Annotated in this window: 20 protein-coding genes; 10 read left to right on the top strand and 10 right to left on the bottom strand. The window is 60.1% G+C overall.

Annotation, left to right across the window (positions count from 1 at the left end):
* The first annotated feature begins 102 nt into the window (after positions 1 to 102).
* The 4 genes from H8B20_RS21535 (at position 103) to H8B20_RS21520 (ending at position 7,589) form a co-directional block, all read left to right on the top strand.
* The gene (locus H8B20_RS21535; RefSeq protein WP_210624539.1) at positions 103 to 3,189 is read left to right on the top strand and encodes an autotransporter serine protease; all 3,087 of its coding nucleotides are present in this window, start codon (positions 103 to 105) and stop codon (positions 3,187 to 3,189) included.
* Between the two features lie 25 nt (positions 3,190 to 3,214).
* A complete protein-coding gene (locus tag H8B20_RS21530; protein WP_210624538.1) occupies positions 3,215 to 4,903 on the top strand; it encodes a polyurethane esterase in 1,689 nt (562 codons plus the stop codon).
* Between the two features lie 199 nt (positions 4,904 to 5,102).
* Positions 5,103 to 6,956: a polyurethane esterase gene (locus tag H8B20_RS21525; protein ID WP_210624637.1), complete on the top strand. Its 1,854-nt coding sequence runs from the start codon at positions 5,103 to 5,105 to the stop codon at positions 6,954 to 6,956.
* Between the two features lie 258 nt (positions 6,957 to 7,214).
* Positions 7,215 to 7,589 (top strand): hypothetical protein, encoded by a 375-nt coding sequence (locus H8B20_RS21520; RefSeq protein WP_210624537.1) that lies wholly within the window; start codon positions 7,215 to 7,217, stop codon positions 7,587 to 7,589.
* Between the two features lie 110 nt (positions 7,590 to 7,699).
* On the opposite strand, the gene H8B20_RS21515 is transcribed toward H8B20_RS21520, so the two are convergent.
* Positions 7,700 to 7,924, bottom strand: coding sequence for a YgdI/YgdR family lipoprotein (locus H8B20_RS21515; RefSeq protein WP_042562092.1), 225 nt, complete (start codon positions 7,922 to 7,924; stop codon positions 7,700 to 7,702).
* Between the two features lie 194 nt (positions 7,925 to 8,118).
* On the opposite strand from H8B20_RS21515, the gene H8B20_RS21510 reads away from it, so the two are divergent.
* The 4 genes from H8B20_RS21510 to H8B20_RS21495 all read left to right on the top strand — a co-directional run bounded on the left by H8B20_RS21510 (position 8,119) and on the right by H8B20_RS21495 (position 14,625).
* Positions 8,119 to 9,771, top strand: a complete 1,653-nt coding sequence (locus H8B20_RS21510; protein WP_210624536.1) for a VRR-NUC domain-containing protein — start codon at positions 8,119 to 8,121, stop codon at positions 9,769 to 9,771.
* Positions 9,768 to 12,086, top strand: coding sequence for an ATP-dependent DNA helicase (locus H8B20_RS21505; RefSeq protein WP_210624535.1), 2,319 nt, complete (start codon positions 9,768 to 9,770; stop codon positions 12,084 to 12,086). The genes H8B20_RS21510 and H8B20_RS21505 overlap by 4 nt, the downstream gene beginning before the upstream one ends.
* Positions 12,087 to 12,091: 5 nt before the next feature.
* Positions 12,092 to 14,011 (top strand): hybrid sensor histidine kinase/response regulator, encoded by a 1,920-nt coding sequence (locus tag H8B20_RS21500; RefSeq protein ID WP_210624534.1) that lies wholly within the window; start codon positions 12,092 to 12,094, stop codon positions 14,009 to 14,011.
* Positions 14,012 to 14,088: 77 nt separating this feature from the next.
* Positions 14,089 to 14,625, top strand: a complete 537-nt coding sequence (locus H8B20_RS21495; protein WP_210624533.1) for a hypothetical protein — start codon at positions 14,089 to 14,091, stop codon at positions 14,623 to 14,625.
* An 82-nt stretch (positions 14,626 to 14,707) separates the two neighbouring features.
* On the opposite strand, the gene H8B20_RS21490 is transcribed toward H8B20_RS21495, so the two are convergent.
* The 5 genes from H8B20_RS21490 to H8B20_RS21470 form a co-directional block, all read right to left on the bottom strand.
* Positions 14,708 to 15,004, bottom strand: a complete 297-nt coding sequence (locus tag H8B20_RS21490) for a hypothetical protein (protein ID WP_210624532.1) — start codon at positions 15,002 to 15,004, stop codon at positions 14,708 to 14,710.
* A 156-nt stretch (positions 15,005 to 15,160) separates the two neighbouring features.
* The gene (locus H8B20_RS21485; RefSeq protein WP_210624531.1) at positions 15,161 to 16,507 is read right to left on the bottom strand and encodes a cation:proton antiporter; all 1,347 of its coding nucleotides are present in this window, start codon (positions 16,505 to 16,507) and stop codon (positions 15,161 to 15,163) included.
* 171 nt (positions 16,508 to 16,678) lie between these two features.
* Positions 16,679 to 17,536, bottom strand: a complete 858-nt coding sequence (locus H8B20_RS21480) for an SDR family oxidoreductase (RefSeq protein ID WP_210624530.1) — start codon at positions 17,534 to 17,536, stop codon at positions 16,679 to 16,681.
* A 211-nt stretch (positions 17,537 to 17,747) separates the two neighbouring features.
* The gene (locus H8B20_RS21475; RefSeq protein WP_200616817.1) at positions 17,748 to 18,227 is read right to left on the bottom strand and encodes a nuclear transport factor 2 family protein; all 480 of its coding nucleotides are present in this window, start codon (positions 18,225 to 18,227) and stop codon (positions 17,748 to 17,750) included.
* Between the two features lie 55 nt (positions 18,228 to 18,282).
* Entirely contained in the window at positions 18,283 to 18,846 is a 564-nt protein-coding gene (locus tag H8B20_RS21470; RefSeq protein WP_210624529.1) for a TetR/AcrR family transcriptional regulator, read from the bottom strand.
* A gap of 215 nt (positions 18,847 to 19,061) precedes the next feature.
* Between H8B20_RS21470 and pssA the strand changes: the two genes are divergently transcribed.
* Positions 19,062 to 20,405 (top strand): CDP-diacylglycerol--serine O-phosphatidyltransferase, encoded by a 1,344-nt coding sequence (gene pssA / locus H8B20_RS21465; protein WP_210624528.1) that lies wholly within the window; start codon positions 19,062 to 19,064, stop codon positions 20,403 to 20,405.
* A 151-nt stretch (positions 20,406 to 20,556) separates the two neighbouring features.
* Here the strand turns inward: pssA and efeO (H8B20_RS21460) are convergent, their stop codons facing one another.
* Genes efeO (H8B20_RS21460) through efeU form a run of 4 tightly spaced genes read right to left on the bottom strand, consistent with a single transcriptional unit; the run spans position 20,557 to position 24,772 of the window.
* Complete coding sequence (gene efeO / locus H8B20_RS21460) at positions 20,557 to 21,381, bottom strand: iron uptake system protein EfeO (protein WP_210624527.1); 825 nt, start codon at positions 21,379 to 21,381, stop codon at positions 20,557 to 20,559.
* 27 nt (positions 21,382 to 21,408) lie between these two features.
* Entirely contained in the window at positions 21,409 to 22,707 is a 1,299-nt protein-coding gene (gene efeB / locus H8B20_RS21455) for an iron uptake transporter deferrochelatase/peroxidase subunit (RefSeq protein WP_210624526.1), read from the bottom strand.
* A gap of 17 nt (positions 22,708 to 22,724) precedes the next feature.
* Entirely contained in the window at positions 22,725 to 23,924 is a 1,200-nt protein-coding gene (gene efeO / locus H8B20_RS21450) for an iron uptake system protein EfeO (protein ID WP_210624525.1), read from the bottom strand.
* Between the two features lie 8 nt (positions 23,925 to 23,932).
* The gene (efeU, locus tag H8B20_RS21445; RefSeq protein ID WP_047301137.1) at positions 23,933 to 24,772 is read right to left on the bottom strand and encodes an iron uptake transporter permease EfeU; all 840 of its coding nucleotides are present in this window, start codon (positions 24,770 to 24,772) and stop codon (positions 23,933 to 23,935) included.
* Between the two features lie 305 nt (positions 24,773 to 25,077).
* Here efeU and H8B20_RS21440 point away from each other — a divergent pair, with 305 nt between their 5' ends.
* The gene (locus H8B20_RS21440; RefSeq protein WP_210624636.1) at positions 25,078 to 26,094 is read left to right on the top strand and encodes an AraC family transcriptional regulator; all 1,017 of its coding nucleotides are present in this window, start codon (positions 25,078 to 25,080) and stop codon (positions 26,092 to 26,094) included.
* The last annotated feature ends 45 nt before the right edge of the window (positions 26,095 to 26,139 follow it).

Below are 26,139 nucleotides of genomic sequence, written 5' to 3'. Positions count from 1 at the left end.
TTATAAGCAAGATCAAAAGATCGCAGCCTGCGGCAGCTCCTACAGGGGGCGCTAGCTGAACATAGACGGATTTTTCGTAACACAACTAAGGAAGGTCGCAGGATGAAAAACAATAAAACCCCCGCGCAAACGGGTGGCTGCTTTGCCCTGAAAACGTTGACTGGCGCGGTGTTGTGCGCACTCGCCACCTGGGGCACGGCACACGCCGCGCCCTATGTGGAAAACGGTCGCACGGGCGATGTCGCCAGTTGGCGCAGTGCCGAATTCAAGGCTGACTGGGGCCTGGGCGCAATCGGTGCCGAACACGCCTACGCCGCTGGTTACACCGGTAAAGGGGTAAAACTGGGGATCTTCGATCAGCCGGTGTACGCCGCACACCCGGAGTTTTCCGGCAGTAATAAAGTCGTCACTCTGGTCACCAGTGGCATCCGCGAATACACCGACCCGTACATCCCTGTCAAAGCCGGGGATGCGTTCCGTTATGACGGTTCGCCCTCGGTCGGTTCCGACGGCAAACTCGGTGCGCACGGCACCCACGTCGGCGGCATTGCGGCTGGCAGTCGTGACGGCGGGCCGATGCATGGCGTCGCGTTCGGCGCACAAATCATCAGTGCCGACAACGGCGACCCCGGCCCTGAAGACGGCATCGTCCGCGGTAACGACGGCGCCGTGTACAAGGCCGGTTGGGATGCGCTGATCGCCAGTGGCGCGCGGATCATCAACAACAGCTGGGGCATTGGCATCACCGATCGCTTCGACCTCGGTGGCCGCGATCCGGCGTATCCGCACTTCACCGTCAACGACGCACAGGTGCAATTCAACGAAATCCGCACGCTGCTCGGCACCAAACCCGGCGGCGCCTATGACGGTGCGATTGCCGCGGCACGCAGCGGCATCGTGACGATTTTCGCCGCCGGTAACGACTACAACCTGAACAACCCGGACGCCATCGCCGGCCTCGGTTACTTCGTCCCGGACATCGCGCCGAATTGGATCACCGTCGCCGCGTTACAGCAGAATCCGGACCTGACCAGCGCCAATCCGTACATCATGAGTACGTTCTCATCGCGTTGCGGCTACACCGCGAGCTTCTGCGTTTCGGCACCCGGCACGAAGATCTTCAGTGCGATCATCGAGGGCACCAACGCCGATAATCTGACCACCGCCTACAAAAACTACAACGGCACCTCGATGGCCGCTCCGCATGTGGCCGGCTCGATGGCCGTGCTGATGGAACGCTTCCCGTACATGTCCGGCGATCAGGTCGCCAGCGTGTTGCGCACAACCGCGACCGACCTCGGCGCGCCGGGCATCGACGCGTTGTATGGCTGGGGCATGATCAACCTGCGCAAAGGCATTGATGGCCCGGCGATGTTCGTCACCGAGCAGGACATTCCGAGCGAGTTCCGCATCGACGGCGCTTACGGCTCCGGCCAGTTTGTCGCGGATTTGCCGGGCATCGGCGCGATCATCGATCAGGGCAAACCCACCGAGCGCGTGTGCAACGACATCACCTGTGGCCTCGATACCTGGCGCAACGACATTTCCGGCCATGGCGGCCTGACCAAGCAGGGTATCGGCACACTGGTGCTGACCGGCAATAACAGCTACAGCGGCCCGACCCTGGTCAATCAGGGCCGACTCGCTATCAACGGCTCGCTGGCCTCTGCGGTCACGGTGAATGACGGCGGCATCCTCGGCGGCAATGGCCGGATCGGCGCGTTGTCGGTGAACAGTGGCGGTACCGTGGCGCCGGGCAATTCGATCGGCACGATGAATGTCGCCGGTGACGTGAACTTCGCGTCGGGCTCGACCTACGCGGTGGAACTCTCGCCGACCAGCAGTGACCAGATCATCGCCACCGGTAAAGCCGTGATTGAAGGCGCCACAGTGACCATGGCGCTGGAAAACAGCCCGACACTGCTGACCACGGGCGAAGTGAAAAGCCTGCTCGGCACGCAGTACAACATCCTGCAAGCGGCGGGCGGTATCGAAGGACGCTTCGGCCAGGTATTGCCGGATTACGCGTTTCTTGGCGGGACGCTCGCTTACTCGACGAACGGCATTCAACTGGCGGTGGGGCGTAATGACGCTTCGTTCGCCAGCGTGGGTCTGACGCCGAACCAGCGCGCCGTGGGTGCTGCTGCCGAGCGCCTGGGCGCGGGCAATGCGCTGTTCGAAACCCTGCTCGTGTCACCGACTGCCGCCGTAGCGCAGCAAGCGTTCCAACAGTTGTCCGGAGAAATTCACCCGGCCATCGGCACGATGCTGATCAACGACAGCCGTTACCTGCGCGATGCCGTCGGCGAACGTCTGCGCGAACGTGATCTGTTCGACGCCGCAGCGCCGACTGACGATCGCAGCAACGCCTGGGTCAAGGTGCTGGGCGCGTGGGGCAAGAGCGATGGCGGGCATGAAAATGCCGATTCCAACAGCTCCATCGGTGGCTTGCTGGCCGGCGTCGACGGCTTGATTGCTGAAGATACTCGTCTGGGTTTCGTTACCGGTTATAGCGACAGTTCACTGAGCATGGGCAGCGGCACGCATTCGTCGGCATCCGTCGACAGCTACCACTTGGGCGCGTACCTGGGGCATGAGATCGACGCACTGCGTCTGACCGTGGGCGGCGCCTATAGCTGGCACCGTATCGACGTGAAACGTGATCTGCAATTCGCTGATGTCAGCGGCAAGCAGAAGGTCAAACGCGATGCGAGCACCGCGCAATTGTTCACCGAAGCGGCGTATGACCTGGGCCTGCAACCGATGAACCTGGAGCCGTTCGCCAATCTGGCTTACGTGCACCTCAACAGCGACAGCTTCACCGAGAAGGGTGACGCCGCGGCGCTGAAGGGTGGTGAAGACAATCGCGAGGCGGTGCTGTCGACCCTCGGCGTTCGCGCCAAGCGCACGTTTGCCCTGTCGGACAAACATCAGCTCGAACTGGGCGCGACCTTGGGCTGGCAGCACAACCTGAGCAGCGTCGATGCTGAAAACCATTTGGCGTTCGCCAATGGCAACAGCGCGTTCAACGTGCAGAGTGTGTCGCTGGATCGTGATGCTGCGGTCGTCGGAGTGCGCGCCGGTCTGGCGCTCAACCGCGATGTGCGGGTTAACCTGGATTACAACGGGCTGATCGGCTCGAACGAGAAAGACCACGGCGTAGGTCTGACGCTCGACTGGCAGTTCTGATTTCAAGGAAGAGAGAGCACAACACATGGGACTGTTTGATTACAAAAATGCCGATGGCAAAGCGTTGTACAGCGATGCCATCGCTCTGACGCTGTATGCCTACACCCCGACCGGCAAGCCATTGCCGGCCGGGGGGTGGGCACCGGTTACAGCGACGGCGCTGGGTTATCAAGGCAAGGTCGGGCCGCAAGGCACGTTTTTCGGCGAGAAGGATGGCTTCACCAGCGCCGAGGCCGAAGTGCTCGGCAAGTACGACGCGGCCGGCAAGCTGATCGGCATCGGTATTGCGTTTCGTGGCACCGGGGGGCTGGGTTACAGCGACACCTTCGGCGACATGAAAAACAATCTGCTGGCCGCCATCGGGCCTTCGGACTACGCCAATCAATACGCGAAAAATGCCTTCGACAATTTGCTCAAGGCTGTCGCGGCGTTCTCCATCGCCCATGGCATTGGCGCCAAGGACGTGTTGATCAGCGGCCACAGCCTTGGCGGGCTCGGGGTCAACAGCGTGGCTGAATTGAGCGCCGGCAACTGGGGCGGGTTCTTCAAGGACGCCAACTATATCGCTTTCGCCTCGCCAACCCAGAGCAGCACCGGCAACAACGTGCTGAACATCGGTTACGAGAACGATCCGGTGTTCCGCGTGCTCGACGGCACCACGTTCAGCAGCGCATCGATGGGCAAGCACGACAAGCCGCACGAATCGACCACCGACAACATCGTCAACTTCACCGACAACTATGCGTCGACCGCGCAGAACCTGGTGCCTTTCAGCATCGTCAATCCGATGAACTGGTCGGCCCACGGCTCCCTGGGGTATGCCGACGGCTTGAATCGGGTGATCGATTCGAAGTTCTACGGCCTGACCCACAAGGACTCGACGATCATCGTCTCCAACCTTGAGGAGTCGTCCCGGGGTAAAACCTGGGTCGAGGATCTGGGCCGCAGTGGCGAGCCGCACACCGGCAGCACCTTCATCATCGGCACCCAGAGCAACGACTGGCTCAAGGGCGGGGCGGGTAACGACTTCCTTGAGGGCCTGGGCGGTGATGATCGTTTTCGCGATGACGGCGGCTTCAACATCCTGCTCGGCGGCCAGGGCCACAACACCTTCGAGCTGCAGAAGCCGTTGCAGAACTTCAGCTTCGCCAACGACGGTGACGGCACGCTGTATGTGCGCGACGCCTACGGCGGCATCAGCATGACCCGCGACATTGGCGCGCTGGTGAGCAAGGAGTCGGGGTCGTGGTGGGGCAGCAAGGAGATCACCTGGGGCGTCACGGCCAAGGGTTTGACCAATGGCAGCGAGCTGACCCAGTACAACCATTCGCTTAGCGGCGATGGCTACGGCAACGCGCTGCACGCCACGGCCGAGGATGACTGGCTGTTTGGCCTGGGTGGCGACGACACGCTGATCAGCGACAAGGGCCATGTGACCTTCGTCGGTGGCGGGGGGAACGATGTGATGAACGCGGTGGGTGGCAACAATACCTTCCTGTTCAGCGGCGCGTTCGGTTTCGATGCGATCAATGGTTATCAGGGCAGCGACAAACTGCTGTTCATGGGGGTCGAAGGCGCGGGGCAGGGCTACGACTACAAGCAGCATGCGTCACAGGCCGGCGGCGATACCGTGCTGAAGATTGGCGAGTTTGCCGTGACGCTGGTTGGGGTAGGAGTGGCTAACCTGTCGGACGCAAGTTTCGTCTTCGCCTAGGTCCAAATGTGGGAGCGAGCCTGCTCGCGAAAGCGGTGTGTCAGCAATACAAATGTTGACTGACACTTCTTCTTCGCGAGCAGGCTCGCTCCCACAGTAAAAGCTGTAAGTAGTTTTGAAATGCTCCGCGGCGTTCCGCGAGGGGCGCCCCGGCTGTGAGCTATCTCTGACAATTCCAACAAAAAGAGAGGCAATGGCAATGGGTGTGTATGACTACAAAAACTTCGGTACAGCCGATTCCAAGGCGTTGTTCAGTGACGCCATGGCTATCACGCTGTATTCCTATCACAACCTCGATAACGGCTTCGCCAGCGGTTATCAGCACAACGGTTTCGGCCTCGGTCTGCCGGCCACGCTGGTTACCGCGCTGATTGGGGGCACCGATTCGCAAGGCGTCATCCCCGGTATCCCGTGGAATCCCGATTCAGAAAAACTTGCCCTCGACGCAGTGCAAAAGGCCGGTTGGACGCCGATCACTGCTGCGCAATTGGGCTATGACGGCAAGACTGACGCGCGCGGAACCTTCTTTGGCGAGAAGGCCGGTTACACCAGTGCCCAGGTGGAAATCCTCGGAAAGTACGACGCCCAAGGCCATCTCACTGAACTGGGCATTGCCTTTCGCGGCACCAGCGGCCCGCGAGAAAACCTGATCCTCGATTCCATCGGCGACGTTATCAACGACCTGCTGGCGGCCTTCGGTCCCAAGGACTACGCGAAGAATTACGTCGGTGAAGCCTTCGGCAATCTGCTCAATGACGTGGTCGCCTTTGCCACGGCAAACGGCCTAAGCGGCAAAGACGTGCTGGTCAGCGGTCACAGCCTCGGAGGATTGGCCGTCAACAGCATGGCGGATTTGAGCGGCGGCAAGTGGGGTGGCTTCTTCAGTGACTCCAACTACATCGCCTACGCTTCGCCAACCCAGAGCAGCACCGACAAGGTGCTCAACGTTGGCTACGAAAATGACCCGGTGTTCCGCGCGCTCGATGGCTCGACCTTCACCGGCGCTTCGATTGGCGTACACGATGCGCCCAAGGAATCAGCCACCGACAACATCGTCAGCTTCAACGATCACTACGCCTCTAACGCCTGGAATGTGCTGCCGTACTCGATCCTGAATATTCCAGCCTGGATCTCGCACTTGCCGACTGCGTATGGCGACGGCATGAACCGGGTGATCGAGTCGAAGTTCTACGACCTGACCAGCAAGGACTCGACGATCATCGTCGCCAACCTGTCGGACCCGGCGCGGGCCAACACCTGGGTACAGGACCTCAACCGCAACGCCGAAACCCACAAGGGCAGCACGTTCATCATCGGCAGCGACGGCAACGACCTGATCCAGGGCGGCAACGGCCATGACTATCTCGAAGGTCGCGCCGGTAACGACACCTTTCGTGATGGCGGCGGCTATAACGTCATCCTCGGCGGGCAGGGCAGTAACACCCTCGACTTGCAGAAATCGGTAAACACCTTCGATTTCGCCAATGACGGTGCGGGCAATCTATACATCCGCGATGGCAATGGCGGGATCAGCATTACCCGCGACATCGGCAGCATCGTCACCAAGGAGCCCGGCTTTCTCTGGGGGCTATTCAAGGACGATGTGACCCACAGCGTCACGGCCAGCGGGTTGAAGGCTGGCAGCAATGTGACGGCGTACGAATCCAGCATGAAGGGCACCCACGGCGCCGATACGCTCAAGGCGCATGCCAGCGGTGACTGGCTGTTCGGGCTTGATGGCAACGATTATCTGATTGGCGGCGCGGGCAACGACGTGTTTGTCGGCGGCGCGGGCAATGACCTGATGACGTCGGGCGGCGGGGTGGACACGTTCCTGTTCAACGGCGCGTTCGGACAGGACCGGGTGGTGGGGTTTACCGCCAACGACAAACTGGTGTTTCTTGGGGTGCAGGGTGTTTTGCCCAGCGATGACTTCCGTGCTCATGCTTCAGCGGTTGGGCAGGATACGGTGTTGTCGTTTGGTAATGATTCGGTGACGTTGGTGGGGGTGTCGCTGAACAGCCTGAGTGGCGATGGCATTGTGATCGTCTGATGTTGATGGGGCGCCTGTAAGGACGCTTTCGCGAGCAGGCTCGCTCCCACAGTGGATTTGCGTCGAACACTAAATATGTGGCCGACCAGGAACCGTGTGGGAGCGAGCCTGCTCGCGAAGAACCATAACGCGGTATCAGAAGTGACTCGATGGCCATTACCTGACTCTCAACCTGTGCAAAACAGGAAAAGCGGCCTAAAGCCAGCACGTGCGCACACGTTCTATAGCTAGCCGCCACTGAGCACAGGAGATTCAAACGTGAAAGGTTTCAAAGGGTATGTCGGGATTGTGGGATTGGCGCTGCTATCGGCCAACGCCTGGGCCGATCTGCCTCAAAGCTCGATTCTGAGCCGTTACGGCATCACCACCGATGAATTGCCGAGCCCGGCGAAAAACGAAGTGGTAGAGCCGGTCGAAGAGAAAAGCCGCTTTCAGATCCAGCCCGAACAGCCATTCGTGACCATTCGCCTGGGTAACGGCAAGCAGCCGCAGACCACCGGCAACCTGAGCATTGACCGCGTGGCTCAGCAAGATCAGGAACGTTGCCAGCGTTTGCAGGGCGAACTGGCCCGGCGTGGTGGGCAATATTTGCGTTGCGACGACACGATCCCCGGCATGACCGTGGATCAATAACACCGCGAATCCCCGGTAGGAGCTGCCGGAGGCTGCGATCTTTTGATCTTGATCTTAAAAAAGATCAAAAGATCGCAGCCTTCGGCAGCTCCTACACAGGTCGTGTTTCGTCAGTCTTCTTCGCGCACGGTAGCCACTTCAGCCGCGCGTACCTTAACTTTGGCGCCGGAAATATCCTCGAACTCATAGAAGCCGTCCTCGGTTTCGGTCTTCGGCATGTCCTTGGTCAGATACTGGGTGCCGTTCTGCAGGGTGACCACTGTCGGGCTTGCGCAACCGGCTAGTGTCAGCAAGGTCGCTACCGCGAGGGGGATGCCCAGAGTCTTGATTTTCATACCCATCTCTAATTCCTTAATCCATGTGATTCCGAACGATGTCGGTGTTCTAACGCGGTTGGTGCCATTCAACCAGAAAAAGTTCGATAGGCCGGTGAAAAAATGCCATTGATCCTTTTCCGTTTGCGCCGGGCGGGGCAGAGCTGGTATCTGTACGCATAACCAGTATTCGCTCCCCATGGCCCAGAATTCCCGTGACTGCCAATCCACTCGACGATCCGTTCTATTACCTCAACAACTTCCGGCAAGTGCTTGAATGGCTTGAGCTTCGCTATGCCGATGTGATGGGTGAAGCAGAGCATGCGTTCATGCGTGACTTCAAGGCGTTGCCGCGCGCTTCGCAGGGTTTGCTGGTGCGGTTGGTGATGCGCAAGGGGGCGCATTTTCGTGCCGGCAAACTCAACTACCCGGAAATCGGTGACATCGGCCAAGCGGCGCATCCGCTGCTGGAGCAGGGCTGGATCGACGAGCATGCAGCGCTGGCGATTACAGAGCTTTTCGACGTACTGCTCAAAGCCGAAATCCTGCAAGCCTTCGGCGCTTTCATCGAACAACCCAAGGGGCGCAAGGACGATTGGCTGCCAGCGTTGGCCGAGCAGTTCACTGATGCGCGCACGCTACGTGACTGGGCGCCGGCGCTGCAGGATCGCCTGTTCAGCCTGACCATCATGGACCTGTGCGACCGCTTGCGGTTGATGTTCTTCGGCAACCTGTATCAGGACTGGTCGGAATTCGTGCTGGCCGACCTTGGCATCTTCACCTATGAAAAAGTCGAGTTCTGCGCCGATTCCCGTGGTTTGCGCAGCCGTGAAGACGTCGATGCCTGCCTGTTTCTGCACCAATGCCAATTGCGCTTCGAGGCGGGTGAGCCGCTGGAAACCATTGTCGAGCAGGTCAGCGCCTTGCATTTCGACAACCCGTGGCTGGAACGTCGACGCGTCAAGGTGTTGTTTCAGATCGGCCAGTATTGCGAGCGCATCAGCGAGTTTGCCCTGGCCCTGGACATTTACCGGACGTGCGCCTATCCCGGTGCACGATTGCGCATGATTCGGGTCTTGGAGCGCTGTGGCGAATACGGCTTGGCGCTGGAACTCGGCACGCTGGCCGAACAGGCGCCGCAAAGCGCGACCGAACAGCAAGGCCTGCAACGCATCCTGCCCCGGCTGCGGCGCAAACTCGGTGGCCCGCCGCTCAAACGGCTGGCGCCGCGACCGGTGGAGCGTCTCGATCTGCAATTGCCGCGCATCGATCCGGCGCGGTCTGTTGAGTTTCATGTGCAGGCGCATTTGCACGACGACGAGGGCCCGGTGCACTACGTGGAAAACAGCCTGATCAACTCGTTGTTCGGTCTGTTGTGCTGGCCGGCGATTTTCGCGCCGCTGCCGGGGGCGTTCTTTCACCCATTCCAGCGGGGGCCGGTTGATCTGCTCAATGAAGACTTTCAGCAACGCCGCGCCGAGCTGTTCCGGGCCTGCCTCTCCGAGCTGGACGACGGCCGTTATGCCGATACCATCCGCCAGCGATTCGTCGGCAAGTGGGGCGTGCAGTCGCCGTTCGTGTTCTGGGGCGCGTTGAATGAAACGCTGCTGGAGCAGGCGCTGGCCTGTTTGCCCGCGGCCCACCTCAAACACTGGTTCAGCCGCTTGCTGCTCGACATCAAGGCCAACCGCGCCGGGATGCCCGACCTGATCCAGTTCTGGCCGCAGCACAAAACCTACCGGATGATCGAAGTCAAAGGCCCGGGTGACCGCTTGCAGGACAACCAGCTGCGTTGGCTGGAGTTCTGCCATGAACATCAGATGCCAGTGGCCGTGTGTTACGTGCAATGGGCGGAGCAGAGCGCTTGAGCTACAGCATTGCAGTGCGGGCGCTGTGCGAGTTCACCGCCAAGACTGGCGATCTCGACTTGCGCTTCACACCCTCACCGACGGCACTCGAAGGCATTGCCGGCCATCGCACCGTGGCCTCGCGGCGCAGTGACAACTACCAGAGCGAAGTGGCGCTGGAAGGCACGTTCCGCCAATTGAAGGTCAAGGGCAGGGCGGATGGCTACGATCCGGCGCAGAACTGCCTGGAGGAAGTCAAAACCTATCGGGGCGACCTGAGCAAGCAACCGGCCAATCATCGGCAGTTGCACTGGGCGCAGGCGAAGGTCTACGGCTGGCTGATGTGCCGCAAACTTGATCTCGCGCAGATCAACGTCGCGCTGGTGTATTTCGACATCGTCAGCGAGAAGGAAACCTGTCTGGTCGAAGCATTCAGCGTCGAGGCCTTGCAGGTTTTTTTCGAGCAGCAATGCAGCCTGTTTCTGTACTGGGCCGAACAGGAAATGGCCCACCGCGAGGCGCGCAATCTGGCCGCGCAGCAACTGGCCTTTCCCCATGCAGACTTCCGTCCCGGTCAGCGCCATCTGGCCGAATCGGTGTTCAAGGCGATCAGCACCGGTCGCTGTCTGATGGCGCAGGCCCCGACCGGGATCGGCAAAACCCTCGGCACGCTGTTTCCGATGCTCAAGGCTCTGGCGCCGCAGCAACTGGACAAGGTGTTCTTCCTCACCGCCAAGACACCCGGGCGCAAACTGGCGCTGGACGCCAGTCAGGTGTTGTTCGACCAATCGGCAACCTTGCCGTTGCGCGTATTGGAGATGGTCGCGCGGGACAAAGCCTGCGAACACCCGGACAAGGCATGCCACGGCGAATCCTGCCCATTGGCCCAGGGCTTTTATGATCGCTTGCCCGCCGCCCGCGAAGCGGCCAGTCGCATCAACCTGCTCGATCAAGCCGCGATGCGTGAAGTCGCCGCGCAGCATACGGTGTGTCCGTATTACCTGAGTCAGGAGATGGCGCGCTGGGCTGACGTGGTGGTCGCCGACTACAACTATTACTTCGATTTCAGCGCATTGCTGTTCGGCCTGGCGCAGCTCAATCAGTGGAAAGTCGCCGTGCTGGCAGACGAGGCACACAACCTCGTCGAGCGCGGCCGGCAGATGTACAGCGCCAGTCTCGATCAGGCCACGCTGGGCAGTGTGCGCAAAACCGCACCCGCACCGCTGAAGAATTCGCTGCAACGGGTCAATCGCGAATGGAACGCGCTGCATGCGCCGCAACTGGCGGCTTATCAGGCCTACGACAAAGCCCCGGAAAAGCTCTTGCAGGCGATTTCCCTGTGTTGCGCAGCGATTGGCGATTACCTCAATGACCATCCGCAAGGTCTCGACAGCGGTTTGCAGAACTTCTATTTCGACCTGCTGCAATTTGGCCGGGTGGCGGAGCTGTACGACGAGCATTACCTGTTCGACATCAGCAAGCGCGACCTCGACCGCAAACGTCCGCTGTCGCAGCTGTGTTTGCGTAATGTGGTCCCGGCGGCGTTCATCGGTCCGCGCCTGAAGGCTGCGCGCAGCAGCGTGCTGTTTTCCGCGACCCTGAGCCCGCGCAACTATTACGCCGACTTGCTCGGTACGCCCGCCGATACCGTGTGGATCGACGTCGAATCACCGTTCAGCGCCGAGCAGTTGCAGGTGCAGATCGTCAGTCGCATCTCGACGCGCTTCAACCATCGCCAGGCATCGCTTGAACCGATCGTCGAGCTGATCGCCCGCCAGTTCAGCGAACGGCCGGGCAACTACCTGGCGTTCTTCAGCAGTTTCGATTACCTGCAACAAGTGGCATTGTTGCTGGCCGAACGGCACCCGCACATCACCCTGTGGCAGCAATCGCGGGGCATGGTCGAAGGGGCGCGGCAGGCGTTTCTCGACCAGTTCACCGCCGACAGCCAGGGCGTCGGCTTTGCGGTGCTGGGCGGTGCGTTTGGTGAAGGCATCGATTTGCCGGGCGCACGCTTGATCGGCGCATTCATCGCCACCCTTGGGCTGGCGCAGCTCAACCCGGTCAATGAACAACTGAAGCGGCGCATGGCGGCGATCTTTGGCGCCGGCTACGACTACACCTATCTCTATCCCGGCGTGCAGAAAGTGGTGCAGGCCGCCGGCCGGGTGATTCGCACCCGCGAAGATCGTGGGGTGGTGATGCTGATCGACGACCGCTTTGCCGAGAGCCGCGTCCAGCAACTGCTGCCGCGCTGGTGGGCGATCAATAATGAAGCGCCGGCTTCCCAATTCCCCGGATTGCCGCATACTTCCGCTCATGACAACGGCTGGTGAGTGTGATGAGCGATAACAACAAGTCCGTAGCGATCGAAGAGATGCGTTTCAGGCTTCTGATCGATGCGGTCGTCGACTACGCGATCTACATGATCGACCCCGACGGCGTCATCACCAGTTGGAACTCCGGCGCCAAACGCTTCAAGGGTTATGAAGAGGCGGAAATTCTCGGTCAGCATTTTTCGCGGTTCTATACCGCCGATGATCGCGCAGCCGGATTGCCGCAACGGGCACTCGATACGGCGATCCGCGAAGGGCGATTCGAAGGCGAAGGCTGGCGCGTGCGCAAGGACGGCACCAACTTCTGGTCCCATGTGGTGATCGATCCGATCATCGACCCCAATGGCAAACTGCTGGGTTTCGCCAAGATCACTCGTGACCTCACCGATCGCAAGATGGCCGAGGAAACCCTCAAGCAAAGTGAACAGCAGTTTCGTCTGCTGGTGCAGGGCGTCACCGACTATGCGATCTACATGCTCAGCCCCGAAGGTCGGGTGAGCAACTGGAACCAGGGCGCCCAGCGGATCAAAGGTTATCTGCCGGAAGAAATCATCGGTCAGCATTTTTCGATTTTCTATACCCCCGAGGACCGCGAGCGCGGCGAGCCGCAGCGGGCGCTGGCGATAGCCACCGAAACAGGCCGCTTCGAGAGTCGAAGCTGGCGTGTGCGCAAGGACGGCACGCAATTTCTGGCGCACGTGGTGGTCGATGCGATTCGCGGTGAAACCGGCACGTTGCTCGGTTTTGCCAAAATCACCCGCGACGTGACCGAAGCCCATCAGGCCCAGCAGTCGCTGGAAAAGACCCGCGAGGCGCTGGCCCAGGCGCAGAAAATGCAGGCCATTGGTCAGCTCAGTGGCGGCATAGCGCATGACTTCAACAACCTGCTGACGGTGATTCTCGGCAATCTGGAGATCGTCCAAAAACGCATTGGCGACGACCCGAAAATCATCCGCCTGTTGGAAAACGCCACTCAAGGCGCACTGCGCGGCGTGTCACTGACCCAGCGCATGCTGGCATTCGCCCGGCGTCAGGAGCTCAAGACCGAATCAGTGGACATACCGCAACTGGTGCAAGGCATTACCGGCCTGCTTCGCAGCTCGCTGGGCCCGGGCATTCGCATTGATACAGATTTCCCCGAAGACCTGGAACCGGTGTTGGCGGACGTCAACCAACTTGAATTGGCGCTGCTCAACCTCGCTACCAACGCGCGCGACGCCATGCCCGAGGGCGGCAGCGTGACCATTGCTGCGCAACGCGAAGTCGTGCTTGAACTCGGTCATACGGAATTGGCGGCGGGGCGTTACATTTGCCTGAGCATGACTGACACCGGCGACGGCATGGACGCGCAGACACTCGCTTCGGCCCGCGACCCGTTTTTCACCACCAAAGGTGTGGGCAAAGGCACTGGCCTGGGTTTGTCGATGGTGCATGGCTTCATTGAACAGCTCGGCGGCCGCTTTATCCTCAAAAGTGAAAAGGCCAACGGCACTACCGCCGAACTGTGGATTCCGGTAGCCGGCGAGGGCGCGACGGCGGAGGCCTTGTTCCCGCCGGCCGCTCCGATCGTTGTACCGCGGCTAAGCGTGTTGGTGGTGGACGACGACTCGTTGGTGCTGACCAGTACCAGTCTGCTGCTCGAAGACCTCGGTCACCGCGTGGTCAGCGCAACCTCCGGCACGGAGGCGCTGGCGTTGTTCGACCGAGGCGAGGTCATCGACCTGATGATTACCGACATGGCCATGCCGCACATGAGCGGCGCGCAACTGGCCCACGCGGTGCGGGTGCTGAAACCTGATCTGCCGATCGTTCTGGCCACCGGTTACGCCGAGCGCCTGGAAGGCTTTGCCGCGCAGTTGCCGCGCCTGCCAAAACCGTTCACGCAGTTGAATCTTGTGGAGATCATTGCCCTGTCGATGAAATGAGCTTCGGGGATATTCGGCTGAACTAGTGTGAGGCAGGGGGTTTCTAAGTTTTTTACCTGCCCCGGAGCCCGCGTCTCGTGTCTCGCATATTGACCCACCCGACCGCTGAAGAAATCCAGACCGAACATGACGCCAAGATGTTCGGCTCACCCAAGGAACGTCTGGACTTCTATCGGCGCGAAATCCAGTACGAAACCAGCATCCTCGCCAATCGCACCGATGCCTATCTGGCGGCGCAATCGTTCCTGGTGATTGCATTTGCTTCGTGCATGTCCAACCTCAACCCGGAATGGGGCAAGTTGTTTACCTTGGTGGTGCCACCGTTTCTGGCGCTGCTGGGACTGCTCAGCTCGCTCAACGCCTGGCCTGGGATTCGCGCGGCGTACGACATCATCGACCACTGGCACTTCAAGCAGAGCCATTTGCTGCACAGCGAGCCTTTGATGGGCCTGGCGTATGACGAATCACCCCTGTTCAGCGAGACGGAGTCTAGCCACAAGGGCTACCGTAAATCGCTGTTGTTCTCGGTGCGCACGCCGTGGATTTTTGCCACGTTCTGGGTGATGCTGGGCAGTTATGCGGTGTTTATCCAGGTCACGAATCCTGGGGGCTAGGTTTTGGCTACCCGAGTCGAAGAATCAACAGCCCCTCACCCCAGCCCTCTCCCAGAGGGCTGGGGTGAGGGGCTTTTTCAGCCTATTCCGCCGTCTCCAACTCCCGACGCAACCCCTGCGAATTCTGCACCGACATCGGAATCGGCGGGAAATCCTCGTTCAGCACGCACAGATGCTCAATCGCATCGGCAAACTTCACATCGGCTTTTCGGCGTAAAGCCCGATAGTGCTCAAACTGTTCGAGATCCAGCTCCCCGCTTTCGAGTAACTGATAAGCCGCGCGATTCAACGCGTGTGCTTCTTCGAACAATTGACGATTGCGTTCCAGGGCCAAAGCCCTGCAAGCCTTGATTTGCGCAGGAGTCGAGCATTCTTTCATGACCGTAACCTTAAATAACGGGATTCCTTTTCAGGGCGTGATGCCGCAGGGGAACCGAACCTGCCGTACCCCATCGCAGGGTGCGGCAGGGAGTCAAGGTTGTGACCGTTGGCAGTTGCAGAGCGATCCATTTTTTTTCATCACAACGTTCAGCAGTTATTGCCGGGAGCGCTTTTTGCGCTGTTCATATCGCGCAAGGATCGGTTGCGTACTGATGCCATGCAGCAAAATACTCAGCGCCACCACCGACAGCGTCAGGTCGGTACAGAGCGTGGCCACCGAATCGCTCAGCCCATGATTCAAGGCATAAAACAGATAGAACAGGCTGCCGATCCCGCGTATGCCGAACCAGCCGATCAGCAAACGTTGCCGTCCCTGCAGCAAAGAACCCCACGGCATCAGCGCAACGCAAAGCGGGCGAATCAGGCAGAACAACACGCCGCCAACCAGTAACGCCCGCCAGTCCCAGTGTGCAATCAGCACAACGCCCAGCAGTGTGACGAGAAATACTTCCATCGCCCGTTCTACCAGCCCCCCGAACGACAACATGTCACCCATCATGATCCCGGCAGCAACCTGACTGTCTTCCATCCGTTCGGTATCGCCATGCACGGCATGCTGCGGTTCCGCATTCAGGTGACCGACTACCGGCTGCACCAGATGCTCAGCGGGTGGCTGGCTGGCACCGGTGGATTGAACTTCCACCTGACGCAGGCCCAGTCCCGCAGCAAATACCGACAGAAAGCCATAGCCACCGATGGCTTCGGCCACGACATAGGCCAGCGCGATCAATGCCAGCGCCAGATAGTCATTGGGGCTCAGGGTGCTGTCTTCGTTGTGGATGCGTAATGACAGTGTCACGCGGCCGATACCACGGCCCATCCAATAACCGGTCAGCAACCCGGCGGGTACAGCCCATAACACGCTGCGCAAGATCCAGTCCTGCCATAGTCCCGTGTTGCTATCGGCCTGCAGTAATACCAACCCGAGGATTACGAAAGGAAAGGCGATACCGTCATTCAGCCCGGCCTCGCCGGACAGGCCGAAGCGCACGCTGTCGACGTCCCTTGCATCGTTGACCTGGACCAGCGCCGCGAGCACCGGGTCGGTCGGCGCCAGAATCGCACCGATCAGCAACGAGGGCCCCCATGCGAGTTGCAAGCCCCAATGCAGCAACAGGCCGACGCCCGCGATGGTCAGCACCATCACCGGGCCGGCCAGGCCGAACGCGATCCGCCAACGCTTGTCACTTAGCGGCAGGCGCAGTTTCAATCCGCAGACAAATAATGAAAAGAGCACCGCGACTTCCGTCAGGTGCTCCATCCATAACGAGGCGTCATCCAGCGACAGTTTCAGCAGATCCAGGCCACTGGGGCCAATTGCAACACCCAGCAGCAAGCACACCGCCGAGGTCGTCACCGGCATCCAGCGCAGATAGGAGGAGGTCAGCGCCAGCGTCAGCAACACGGCGCCGAGCACGGCAACCCACACGGTAAAACTCATGATTCTTCTCTCGTACTGGCCAGACCGGGCGTCGTGTTCATTCTTCCCGCCGAATTCCCTGTAGGAGCTGCCGCAGGCTGCGATCTTTTGATCTGGTCTTCTAGAGTCAAAAGATCGCAGCCTGCGTCAGCTCCTACACGGGACGGGGGCGGCACTGATCAGGGGCGAACGTCAGAGCATCGGTTTGCCGCCCGTGACGCCATAGCGTTGGCCGGTGATGTAGCTGGCTTCGTCGGATGCCAGCAGAACGTAGATCGGCGCAACTTCCACCGGCTGGCCGGGACGCCCCAGCGGGGTATTGCCACCGAAGTTCTGCACTTCTTCATCAGGCATGGTCGAGACGATCAGAGGCGTCCAGATCGGCCCCGGCGCCACACAGTTCACGCGAATTTCCTTGGGCCCCAGCATCTGCGCCAGACCACCGGTGAAATTGGCGATCGCACCTTTGGTGGTGGCGTAAGCCAGCAGGCTCGGCTTCGGCATGTCCGAATTGACTGAGCTGGTATTGATGATCGACGCACCGGGGCGCATGTGTTTGATCGCCGCCTGACACAGGCGGAAAATCGCCGTGATGTTGACGTCGAAGGTCATCACCCATTCGTCATCGGGGATGTCTTCGAAGTTTTCGTGGGTCATCTGGAACGCGGCATTGTTGACCAGCACGTCGATGCGGCCGAAGTGTTCAATGGTTTGATCGACCAGTTCCTGGCAATGGGACTTTTGCGCGAGGTCGCCCGACAGCAACAGGCATTGGCGACCGGCCTGTTCGACCCAGCGTGCGGTTTCCTTCGCGTCTTCGTGTTCATTGAGGTAAGCGACGACAACGTCAGCGCCTTCACGGGCAAAGGCAATGGCTACAGCGCGGCCGATACCGCTGTCGCCGCCAGTGATCAGGGCGATCTTGCCGGCCAGTCGGCCAGAGCCAACGTAACTTTGCTCGCCGCAATCAGGATACGGCTCCATTTTGCGTTGCGAACCGGGAACGGATTGGGACTGCGCAGGGAAGGGTGGTTTTGGATAATCGGTCATCGTGGGTCTCCGAGTCTCATGGCGGGTATGGCCGGTTGACCCGGCAGGTTTGCCATGAGTTCGATCGGATTTGCGCTGACGGTTCTACATTGAGCAAAACCCAAGTCCCCCTGTAGGAGCTGTCGAGTGAAACGAGGCTGCGATCTTTTGATCTGTTTTTTAAGAGCAAGATCAAAACATCGCAGCGTGCCGCAGCTCCTACATGTGCGGGTTACAGACCAAGCGCCGACAGTCCCGGATGATCATCCGGGCGACGGCCCAGCGGCCAGTGGAACTTGCGCTCGCTTTCCTGAATCGGCAGGTCGTTGATGCAGGCATAGCGCTGGAACATCAGGCCGTTGTCGTCGAACTCCCAGTTCTCGTTCCCGTAGGAGCGGAACCAATTGCCGGAATCGTCATGCCATTCGTAGGCATAGCGCACCGCAATGCGCGTGTCCGAGTAGGCCCAGAGTTCCTTGATCAGTCGGTAGTCCAGCTCTTTCGCCCATTTACGGGTGAGGAAGGCTTTGGCCTCTTCCCGGTTGTTGGCGAACTCGGCGCGGTTGCGCCATTTCGTCTCGAGGGTGTAGGCCAGCGAGACCCTCTCGGGATCACGGGAATTCCAGCCGTCTTCGGCCAGGCGAACTTTCTCGATGGCCGATTCAAGGTTGAAGGGTGGCAATGGCGGACGTACCTGAGCTGCAGTAGACATGATCAGTCTCCCGATAGATTCAACGTTTAAACAACTTGTCTGGCCTATTAAGGCGTTACAGGTCCAATAACTTGCGCGCCATGCATTGCGCATTATCGGCGGCACTGTGATCACCCATCACAAGCGCTACGGTAATGGCGCCGTCAATCAGGATCAGCAGCTGTTTGGCCAGCAACTGCGGATCCTTGGCGCCATGTTCGGTACACAGCTCGCACACGTAGTCGAGCAGCTTCTGTTTGTGTTGCCTGGCAACCAGACGCACCGGATCTTGCGCGTCGCCGGTTTCGCCGCTGGTGTTGATGAAGGCGCAGCCGCGAAAGCCCTCCGAGGCGAACCAGCCCTTGAGCACGGTAAACAGGTTGAGCAGGCGATCGGCCGGCGTTTCGGCCTGATCCACAGCGCTCCGGTACCAATGCATCCAGCGCATGTCGCGTCGTTGAAGGGCGGCAGCCACCAACTCATCTTTATTGGTGAAGTAGCGGTAGATGCTCTTTCTGGAGACGCCGGCGGTTTTCACCAGAAGATCCATGCCCGTGGCGGCGATGCCACTTCTATAGATCAGCTTTTCGGTGACATCCAGAATGATGTCGCGGGTTGAGGTGTCTGTGATTTCGTTCATGTGGCGAACAGTAGAACGGTCGTTCTTCATTGGCAAGTTGTTTTTTAAAGTCAACAGATCGCAGCCTTCGGCAGCGCCTGCGCGGGGATTGTGAACACCTTGTAGGCGCAGCCGAAGGACGCGATCTTTCGATCTCTTTACAGACCCTCACAAGACCCACAGGGATCGATGGTGTAAGCTCTCGGGTTCTTCGGATTCGACCCATTGCGAGCCCTATGCCGTTGCTCTTCAAACGCTCTCTGCTGCCAAAACTGCGCAGCTTTCCGCTGGCCGCCGAGGCCGTGACCATTTTGTCCGGCGCCGCCGAGTTCCGCCGTTGCCTGCTGGAGAGAATCGCTATGGCGACCCAGCGCATCTATGTCGTCGCGCTGTATTTGCAGCAAGACGAAGCCGGTCAGGAAATCCTCGATGCCTTGCACACCGCCAAACTCGCGCGTCCCGAGCTGGAAATCGCCGTGGTGGTCGACTGGCTGCGCGCCCAGCGCGGGCTGATCGGTGCCGGCAAGCAGCCGGGCAATTCGGCGTGGTATCAGGAAATGACCCGCACCCACCAGAGTGAAGTGCCGGTCTATGGTGTACCGGTGCAAACCCGCGAACTGTTCGGCGTGCTGCATTTGAAGGGCTTCGTGATCGACGATTGCGTGGTCTACAGCGGCGCCAGCCTTAACAACGTTTACCTGCACAAGTTCGACAAGTACCGTTTCGACCGCTATCACGTCCTGCAGAGCCCTGAGCTGGCGGACTCGATGCATCACCTGGTCAAGCACGGCCTGATCGAGTCCAAAGCGGTGCATCGCCTCGACCTGCCGAATCTGCCGACCACCCGCAGCCTGCGTAACGACATCGGCGATCTGCGCAGCCGCCTCAAGCACGCGGCGTACGACACCAGTGCCGGCAGCACCGCCAGAGTAGGTTTGTCGGTCAGTCCATTGCTGGGCGTGGGCAAGAACAACCCGCTAAACCGGGCAATTCTCGAATTGATCGCCAGTGCGCAAAAGCAGCTGACCATTTGCACGCCTTACTTCAACCTGCCGCTAGGGGTGATCCGCGAGATCAACCGCGCGCTGGCCCGTGGCGTGAAGATCGACATTGTGGTTGGCGACAAGACCGCCAACGACTTCTACATTCCGCCGAGCGAGCCGTTCAGGGTGATCTCAGCGCTGCCGTACCTGTACGAGATCAGCCTGCGCCGCTTCGCCAAACGCCATCAGCGCAGCATCGACAGCGGTCAGTTGAACCTGCACCTGTGGCGTGACGGCGACAACACCTATCACCTCAAGGGCATGTGGATCGATCAGCGCTACACGCTGCTGACCGGCAACAACCTTAATCCACGGGCGTTCCGCCTGGACCTGGAAAATGCGTTGTTGATCGATGATCCCAAAGGCGAGTGGGTGGACCCGCGAGCGCAGGAGCTGGAGGCAATCTTCCGCCATACCTCGCGGATTTCCAGCTTCCACGACCTGGAGACCTTGCCGGAATACCCGGCCGGGGTGGCGAAGTTTCTCAAACGCGTGAGTCGGGTGCGGATTGAGCGGTTGCTTTACCGGATTCTGTAAATTGATCTGGATGATGCGGCGAGCCTGCTGACGTCATCGCTGGCAAGCCAGCTCCCACAGGTCTGGCCGGCGTTCACGAAATCCGTGAGCACTCCAAAACCCTGTGGGAGCGAGCCTGCTCGCGAAGGGGCCAGCCCAGACGCTAGAAAACTCAGTTCAGCCCCAACTTCCCACGCAACGTGGAAAGATCTTCAGCCAAAGTATTCACCGGCCCGACCAGTGCCTTGCGGTCGTTATCCTTGACCTTGTCATACGTCTCAAACCCACCATCCTGGGTCTTGTACCTGGCCAGCACCTTGTTGACGGTGGCGAAGTTCTTGTCGACTTTCGCTATGAAAGCCTTGTCCTGCTGCTCTATCTGCGGACGGAACAAATCGACGATTTTCTTCGCGCCATCGATGTTGCCCTGGAAGTCATACAGGTCGGTGTGGCTGTAGCGATCTTCCTCACCGGAAATCTTTGTCGCGGCCACTTCTTCCAGCAGCGCAGCAGCACCGCCCACCACTTTTTCCGGCGGGAAGGTCAGGCCGGCCACGCGGGTTTGCAGGTCTTGCACGTCTTTGTTCAAGCCATCCGCCAATGCATCGAGGCCCTGGGTGCTCTTCTGCGCGAACAGCGAATATTCAATGCGGTGGAAACCGGTGAAATCTTCAGCTTTCACGCCTTTCTCGTGATCATCGACGCGAGAATCGATGGACGCATCGAGATCACTAAACAGCTCGGCAATCGGCTCGATCGACTCGTAGAAAACGCGGGTCGGTGCGTAGAGTTTTTGCGCGGTCGCCAGGTCGCCTTTCTTCACGGCGTCGGTGAATTGCTGGGTGTGGCTGGCCAGTTCATCGAGTAGTTCGGTGACGTAAATCTTGTAGTCCGACACCGGCCCGACCAGATCCAGCGGTGCTGTTGCGGCGAATGCCGACAGCGGGGTGTTGAGCAATCCGAGGGTCAGCAATAACGCGAGTGGCGTCTTTTTCATGGGGGCGGCTCCAGTGTTGAAGTTGTTTTATGCGGCTGTTTTGGGTTGTGTGGCGTTGAGCAGCGAGCGACCGATAAAGTCCTTGTCGCCCGTAACACCCGGCAGGGTGAAGAAGTAACCGCCGCCGACCGGTTTGAGGTATTCCTCCAGCGGTTCGCCGTTGAGGCGGGTCTGCACGGTGATGAAGCCTTTTTCCAGATCAGCCTGGTAACAGATGAACAGCAGGCCCATGTCGAGTTGGCCGTTCTTGTTGACGCCATTGGAATAGTTGAACGGTCGACGCAGGATCAGGTTGGCCTGGCTGGCGGCGGTGCGCGGGTTGGCCAGGCGAATGTGCGCGTCGAGCCTGGTCAGCTTGCCTTCCGGGTCTTTGCTGTAATCCGGGACCTCGCTTTCGTGGTGACCTCCCATTGGCGCGCCGGTGTTCTTGGTCCGACCGAAAATGCTTTCCTGCTCCTGCAACGGCGTGCGATCCCAGCGTTCGACGAAGTTGCGGATGATCCGTACCGCTTGATAACTGCCGTGCGCCGCCCAGGCCGGTTCGTCGCTGCCCGGTTGCACCCATACCAGGCGATCCATGGCTTTATCGTCGTTGGAATCGGGGTTGGCCGAGCCATCACGGAAACCCAGGAAGTTACGCGCCGATTGCGCCGGCACACCGGGCTTGGCCGGGGCTTGCGGCGGCACGCTGCCTTCCTGTTTCCAACGCACCAGCAACAGGTCCGGCAGGTTTTTGACGATGTCGCGCAGGGCGTGGATGTTGGTGTCGGCGGTGTTGGCGCAGAACTGCAGACTCAGGTCGCCATGGCAGCCATCAGCCTCCAGCGCATCGTTGGGGAAACCGACCATGCGTTGCAGACGTTTGGGTTTGGCGTCCGCCAGGCCGAAGCGCTCATCGAACAGCGATTCACCCACCGAAACGGTGATGGTCAGGTTGTCCGGGGTGACGACCGGGCCGAGGATGCCGGAGTCTGGCGGTGGCAGTTTCGGATCGGTCTGCGCGACCGGTCCGCCCTTCATCAGGAAGGCGATGCGCTCGTTGAGCGTGCGGAACAGTCGCTCGAGATCTTCGCGATCGCTGGCCAGCACGTCGAACGCCACCAACATGCCTGACGCCGGGCGAGGGGTGACGATGCCGGTTTGATGCACACCGTGGAAATCGTGACGGTCTTCGGTCTTGTCGCTGCTCGGTGCTTCGGTGACTTGCGCAGGTGCAGCCGCCATAACCTGGCAGCTCAGGGCCGATCCGGCCAGCGCGACACCCGCAGCGCCCATGCCCATCAGTACACGGCGGCGTTGCAGGTTGAGTTTTTCAGAATATTTCATCGGTACGGGTCTTCTGCTTACAGGCCGGAGAGGCCAAGGGCTGGATCGATGCCATCAAGTGCGTCGGCCAAAGCCTGGGCCTTGTCGGCGATCTGCTTGCGTTGCGCGCCGCTGATGGCGTCGTAGCTGGCGTAGCCGTCCTTGACCTTGTAGCTGTTCATTTCGTTGTCGAAGTCGGCCAGCGTCTGGTCGATTTTCGGCAACAGATCTGCCGCCGACTTGCTCAGCATCGGCCGCAGCAGATCGACCACTTTGTGGGCGGTTTGCAGATTGGCGGCGAAACCGTTGAGGTCGCTGTGGCTGTAGCGTTCTTCTTCACCGCTGGCGGCACGCACGTCGGCGAGAGTGTTGAGGTTGCGCACGACGATGTTGACCAGTTGCTCGGGTGGCAACGATTGCGCGAGCAGTTGCTGTTTCAGCGTGGTGACGTCGCTCAGAAGACGCTGGGCGACGGCGGCGAGATCATCGAGTTGGCGTTGCTGGAACAGCGCGTATTCGATGCGGTGGAAACCGACGAACGCCGGGTCCTGCTCGCGCTTCTCAAAGTAATCGGCGCGCGCATTGATGCGGTTGTCCAGTTCGGCCAGTCGCTGAGCCGCCGGGGCCAAGCGTTGATACGCCGCCCGCGCCGGCAGGTACAACGCCTGCGCCTGACTCAAGTCACCGCTGGCAATCGCCTGACTGAGCGCGGTCGTGGTTTTGATCAACGCGCTGCCCTGGCTGGCCAGATACACACGGAATTCCGACAGCGGCCCGATGAACGCCACCAGCGACGGCTTGGCTTTGGCGGCGGCGTCAGAAGCGGCGGTCAGTGTCACATGCAGGGTGCCGCGCGGGTTGCTCAGCAGGCCGCAAGTGATGGCGTAGTCGCCGGGTTGCAGGTTGGCATTGATCACCTGGCTCAGGCCCGGGGCGATGTTTTCACGCTCTTCGACCACCAGCACGCCGTCGAGGATTTCCCATTCCACCGCCCGTTCGGAGCGGTTGACGATACGGAAACTGGCGCGACCGGCCGGGACTGTCAGGGCGTTCGGCTCGCAATTGCCCGGATGAATGTTGACCACCACTTCATCGTGGTTGTGCTGACGCTTGGCCGCGGCCATTTTCGAGGCGTACCAGAACAGGCCACCGGCGGCGATCATCACGATCACCGAACCGGCCAGCGCCCAACGCAAGGCACCGGGAGGCGAGGCCTGAGGAGTATTCGGCTTTGACATGAGTGCCCTTATTGGCTGGAGGCGGAAGACGATTGCGCGACAGGCTTGGGCGCGGGCAGAAAGAACATCACCAGCGCCAGCAGCAGATAGATCAGGTATGCGCCAAGGGTGCTGACCGTCGGCGCATCCTGATAACCGAACATGCCGGCCAGCACCGAGCCCAGCGGGCCATCCATCGGCAGTGTCGCGCTGAAATCGAAGAGCACGGTTTGCAGGTGATTCCAAACGCCGGCTTCATGCAGGGCTTGCACCGAGTTGGCGAGAATCCCCGCGGCCACGACCAGAATGAACAACCCGGTCCACTTGAAAAATGCCGAGAGGTTGAGGCGCATGCTGCCGCTGTAGATGAGGAAGCCAACGATGATCGCCAGAATCAGGCCGAGCAGGGCGCCAATCGGCGCGCCCGGGCCTTCGCTCTGCTGGAACACTGCGAGCAAAAAGAACACGGTTTCCAGACCCTCTCGCGCCACGGCGAAGAAGACCATGGCGATCAGCGCAATCACCTGATGTCTGGACGAGGTCAGCGCCTGATCCAGCGAGGCGTGCAGCGAATGCTTGATCGACCGCGCGACCTTGCGCATCCAGAACACCATCGAGCTGAGAATCGCCACGGCCGCCAACCCGACCACGCCTTCGAACAGTTCTTGCTGCTTTTGCGGGAATTCGGCGCTGACCAGCTCCAGGCCACCGCCGACCAGCAATGCCAGGGCTGCCGCGAGAAAAACACCGATCCACACGGCGGGCATCCATTCGCCGCGGCCGGTCTGTTGCAGGTAGCTGGCGATAATGCCAACGATCAACGCGGCTTCAATGCCTTCGCGCAGCATGATCAGAAAGGGAACGAGCATTCGATATCCGCGGTGATTTAGATAGGAAGCTAAGTTGTAACATAATGACACTCATTCGCATATGACAACCATTGACAAGAACCTGAACGCAAGCTGAACAACATGACGTTATGTTCAGCACAAAACCCTGTGGGAGCAGGCTTGCCCGCGATTGCAATGGAACAGCTGGCATTTCTGTTGACTGACAGGACGCCATCGCGGGCAAGCCCGCTCCCACAGGGTTTGCATTGTTTTCGGGCCAGCAACGCGCGGGTGGCTGCGGTAAGATGCCCGTCACTCAAAAACAACAAGGTCTGCCGCGTTCCATGTCGGAAAAAGACACCATCGCCGTGCAACTGGTGCGTGAAGCGCTGCTGCAAAGTTGTGCCCCAGGCGTGGCCAGGGAAGAACTGTTGAACAAGGTCGGCATTGCCCCGGCCTTGCTGGAAACCGGCGAGGGCCGGGTGCCGGCATCGCAATACGCAAAGCTCTGGCGTCTGTTGGCTCGGCGGGGGGATGACGAGTTCTTCGGCATGGACCCGCGCAAGCTCAAGTCCGGCAGTCTGGAGTTTCTTTGCCGCAGCGCCATGGCACAACCGACGCTGGTAGCCGGTTTGAGCACGGGCCTGAGCTTCCTGTCGTTGATGCTTGAGCGCCTGCCGGCGCAACTGGTTCATCAGCAGAGTCTTGCGGAAATTGTCCTGCTTGAAGACGATCCCGAACCACGCCGCGCGTTTACCTACTTCACCTATTGGATGATCGTCCACGGCGTGGCCTGCTGGCTGGCGGGGCGGCGGATTCCGATCCTGGCCATCGAACTGCGCTGCCCGGCGCCGGACTTTACCGATGACTACCGGGTGATGTTCTCGGACAACCTGCGCTTTGATCGGCCACGCACGCGGATGATCTTTTCCGCCGATTGCCTCGATTTGCCGATCAAACGTTCCGCCGAGGAGCTCAAGCGCTTTCTGGCTCACGCGCCGGCCAACATTCTGGTCAAGTACCGCGATCCGCAGAGCCTGGCCAGCCGGATCAAACACGATTTACGTCAGTTGCCTGCCGAGCAGTGGCCGGAAACCGAAGCGTTGGCCCAGCAACTGTGCATGTCGGCCTCGACGTTGCGCCGTCGCCTGGCCGAGGAAGGGCAGACGTATCAGGGCCTCAAGGACAGCGTGCGCAAGGAATTGGCGATTGTCTGGCTGGCCGAGCCTTCGATCAGCTTTGTCGAGATCGCCAGCCGCTTGGGGTTTGCCGATGCGAGTTCGTTCTACAAGGCGTTTCGCAAGTGGTCGGGGTCAAATCCGGGGCATTACCGGACGTTGATCCTTAACGAAGCCGTCTGATCCGAATTTCATGCTGGCTGATCTGGCCCCTTCGCGAGCAGGCTC

Source organism: Pseudomonas sp. P42, from assembly GCF_017973755.1.
GTDB lineage: Bacteria > Pseudomonadota > Gammaproteobacteria > Pseudomonadales > Pseudomonadaceae > Aquipseudomonas > Aquipseudomonas iridis.
This window is presented reverse-complemented; position numbering and strand designations above follow the sequence as displayed.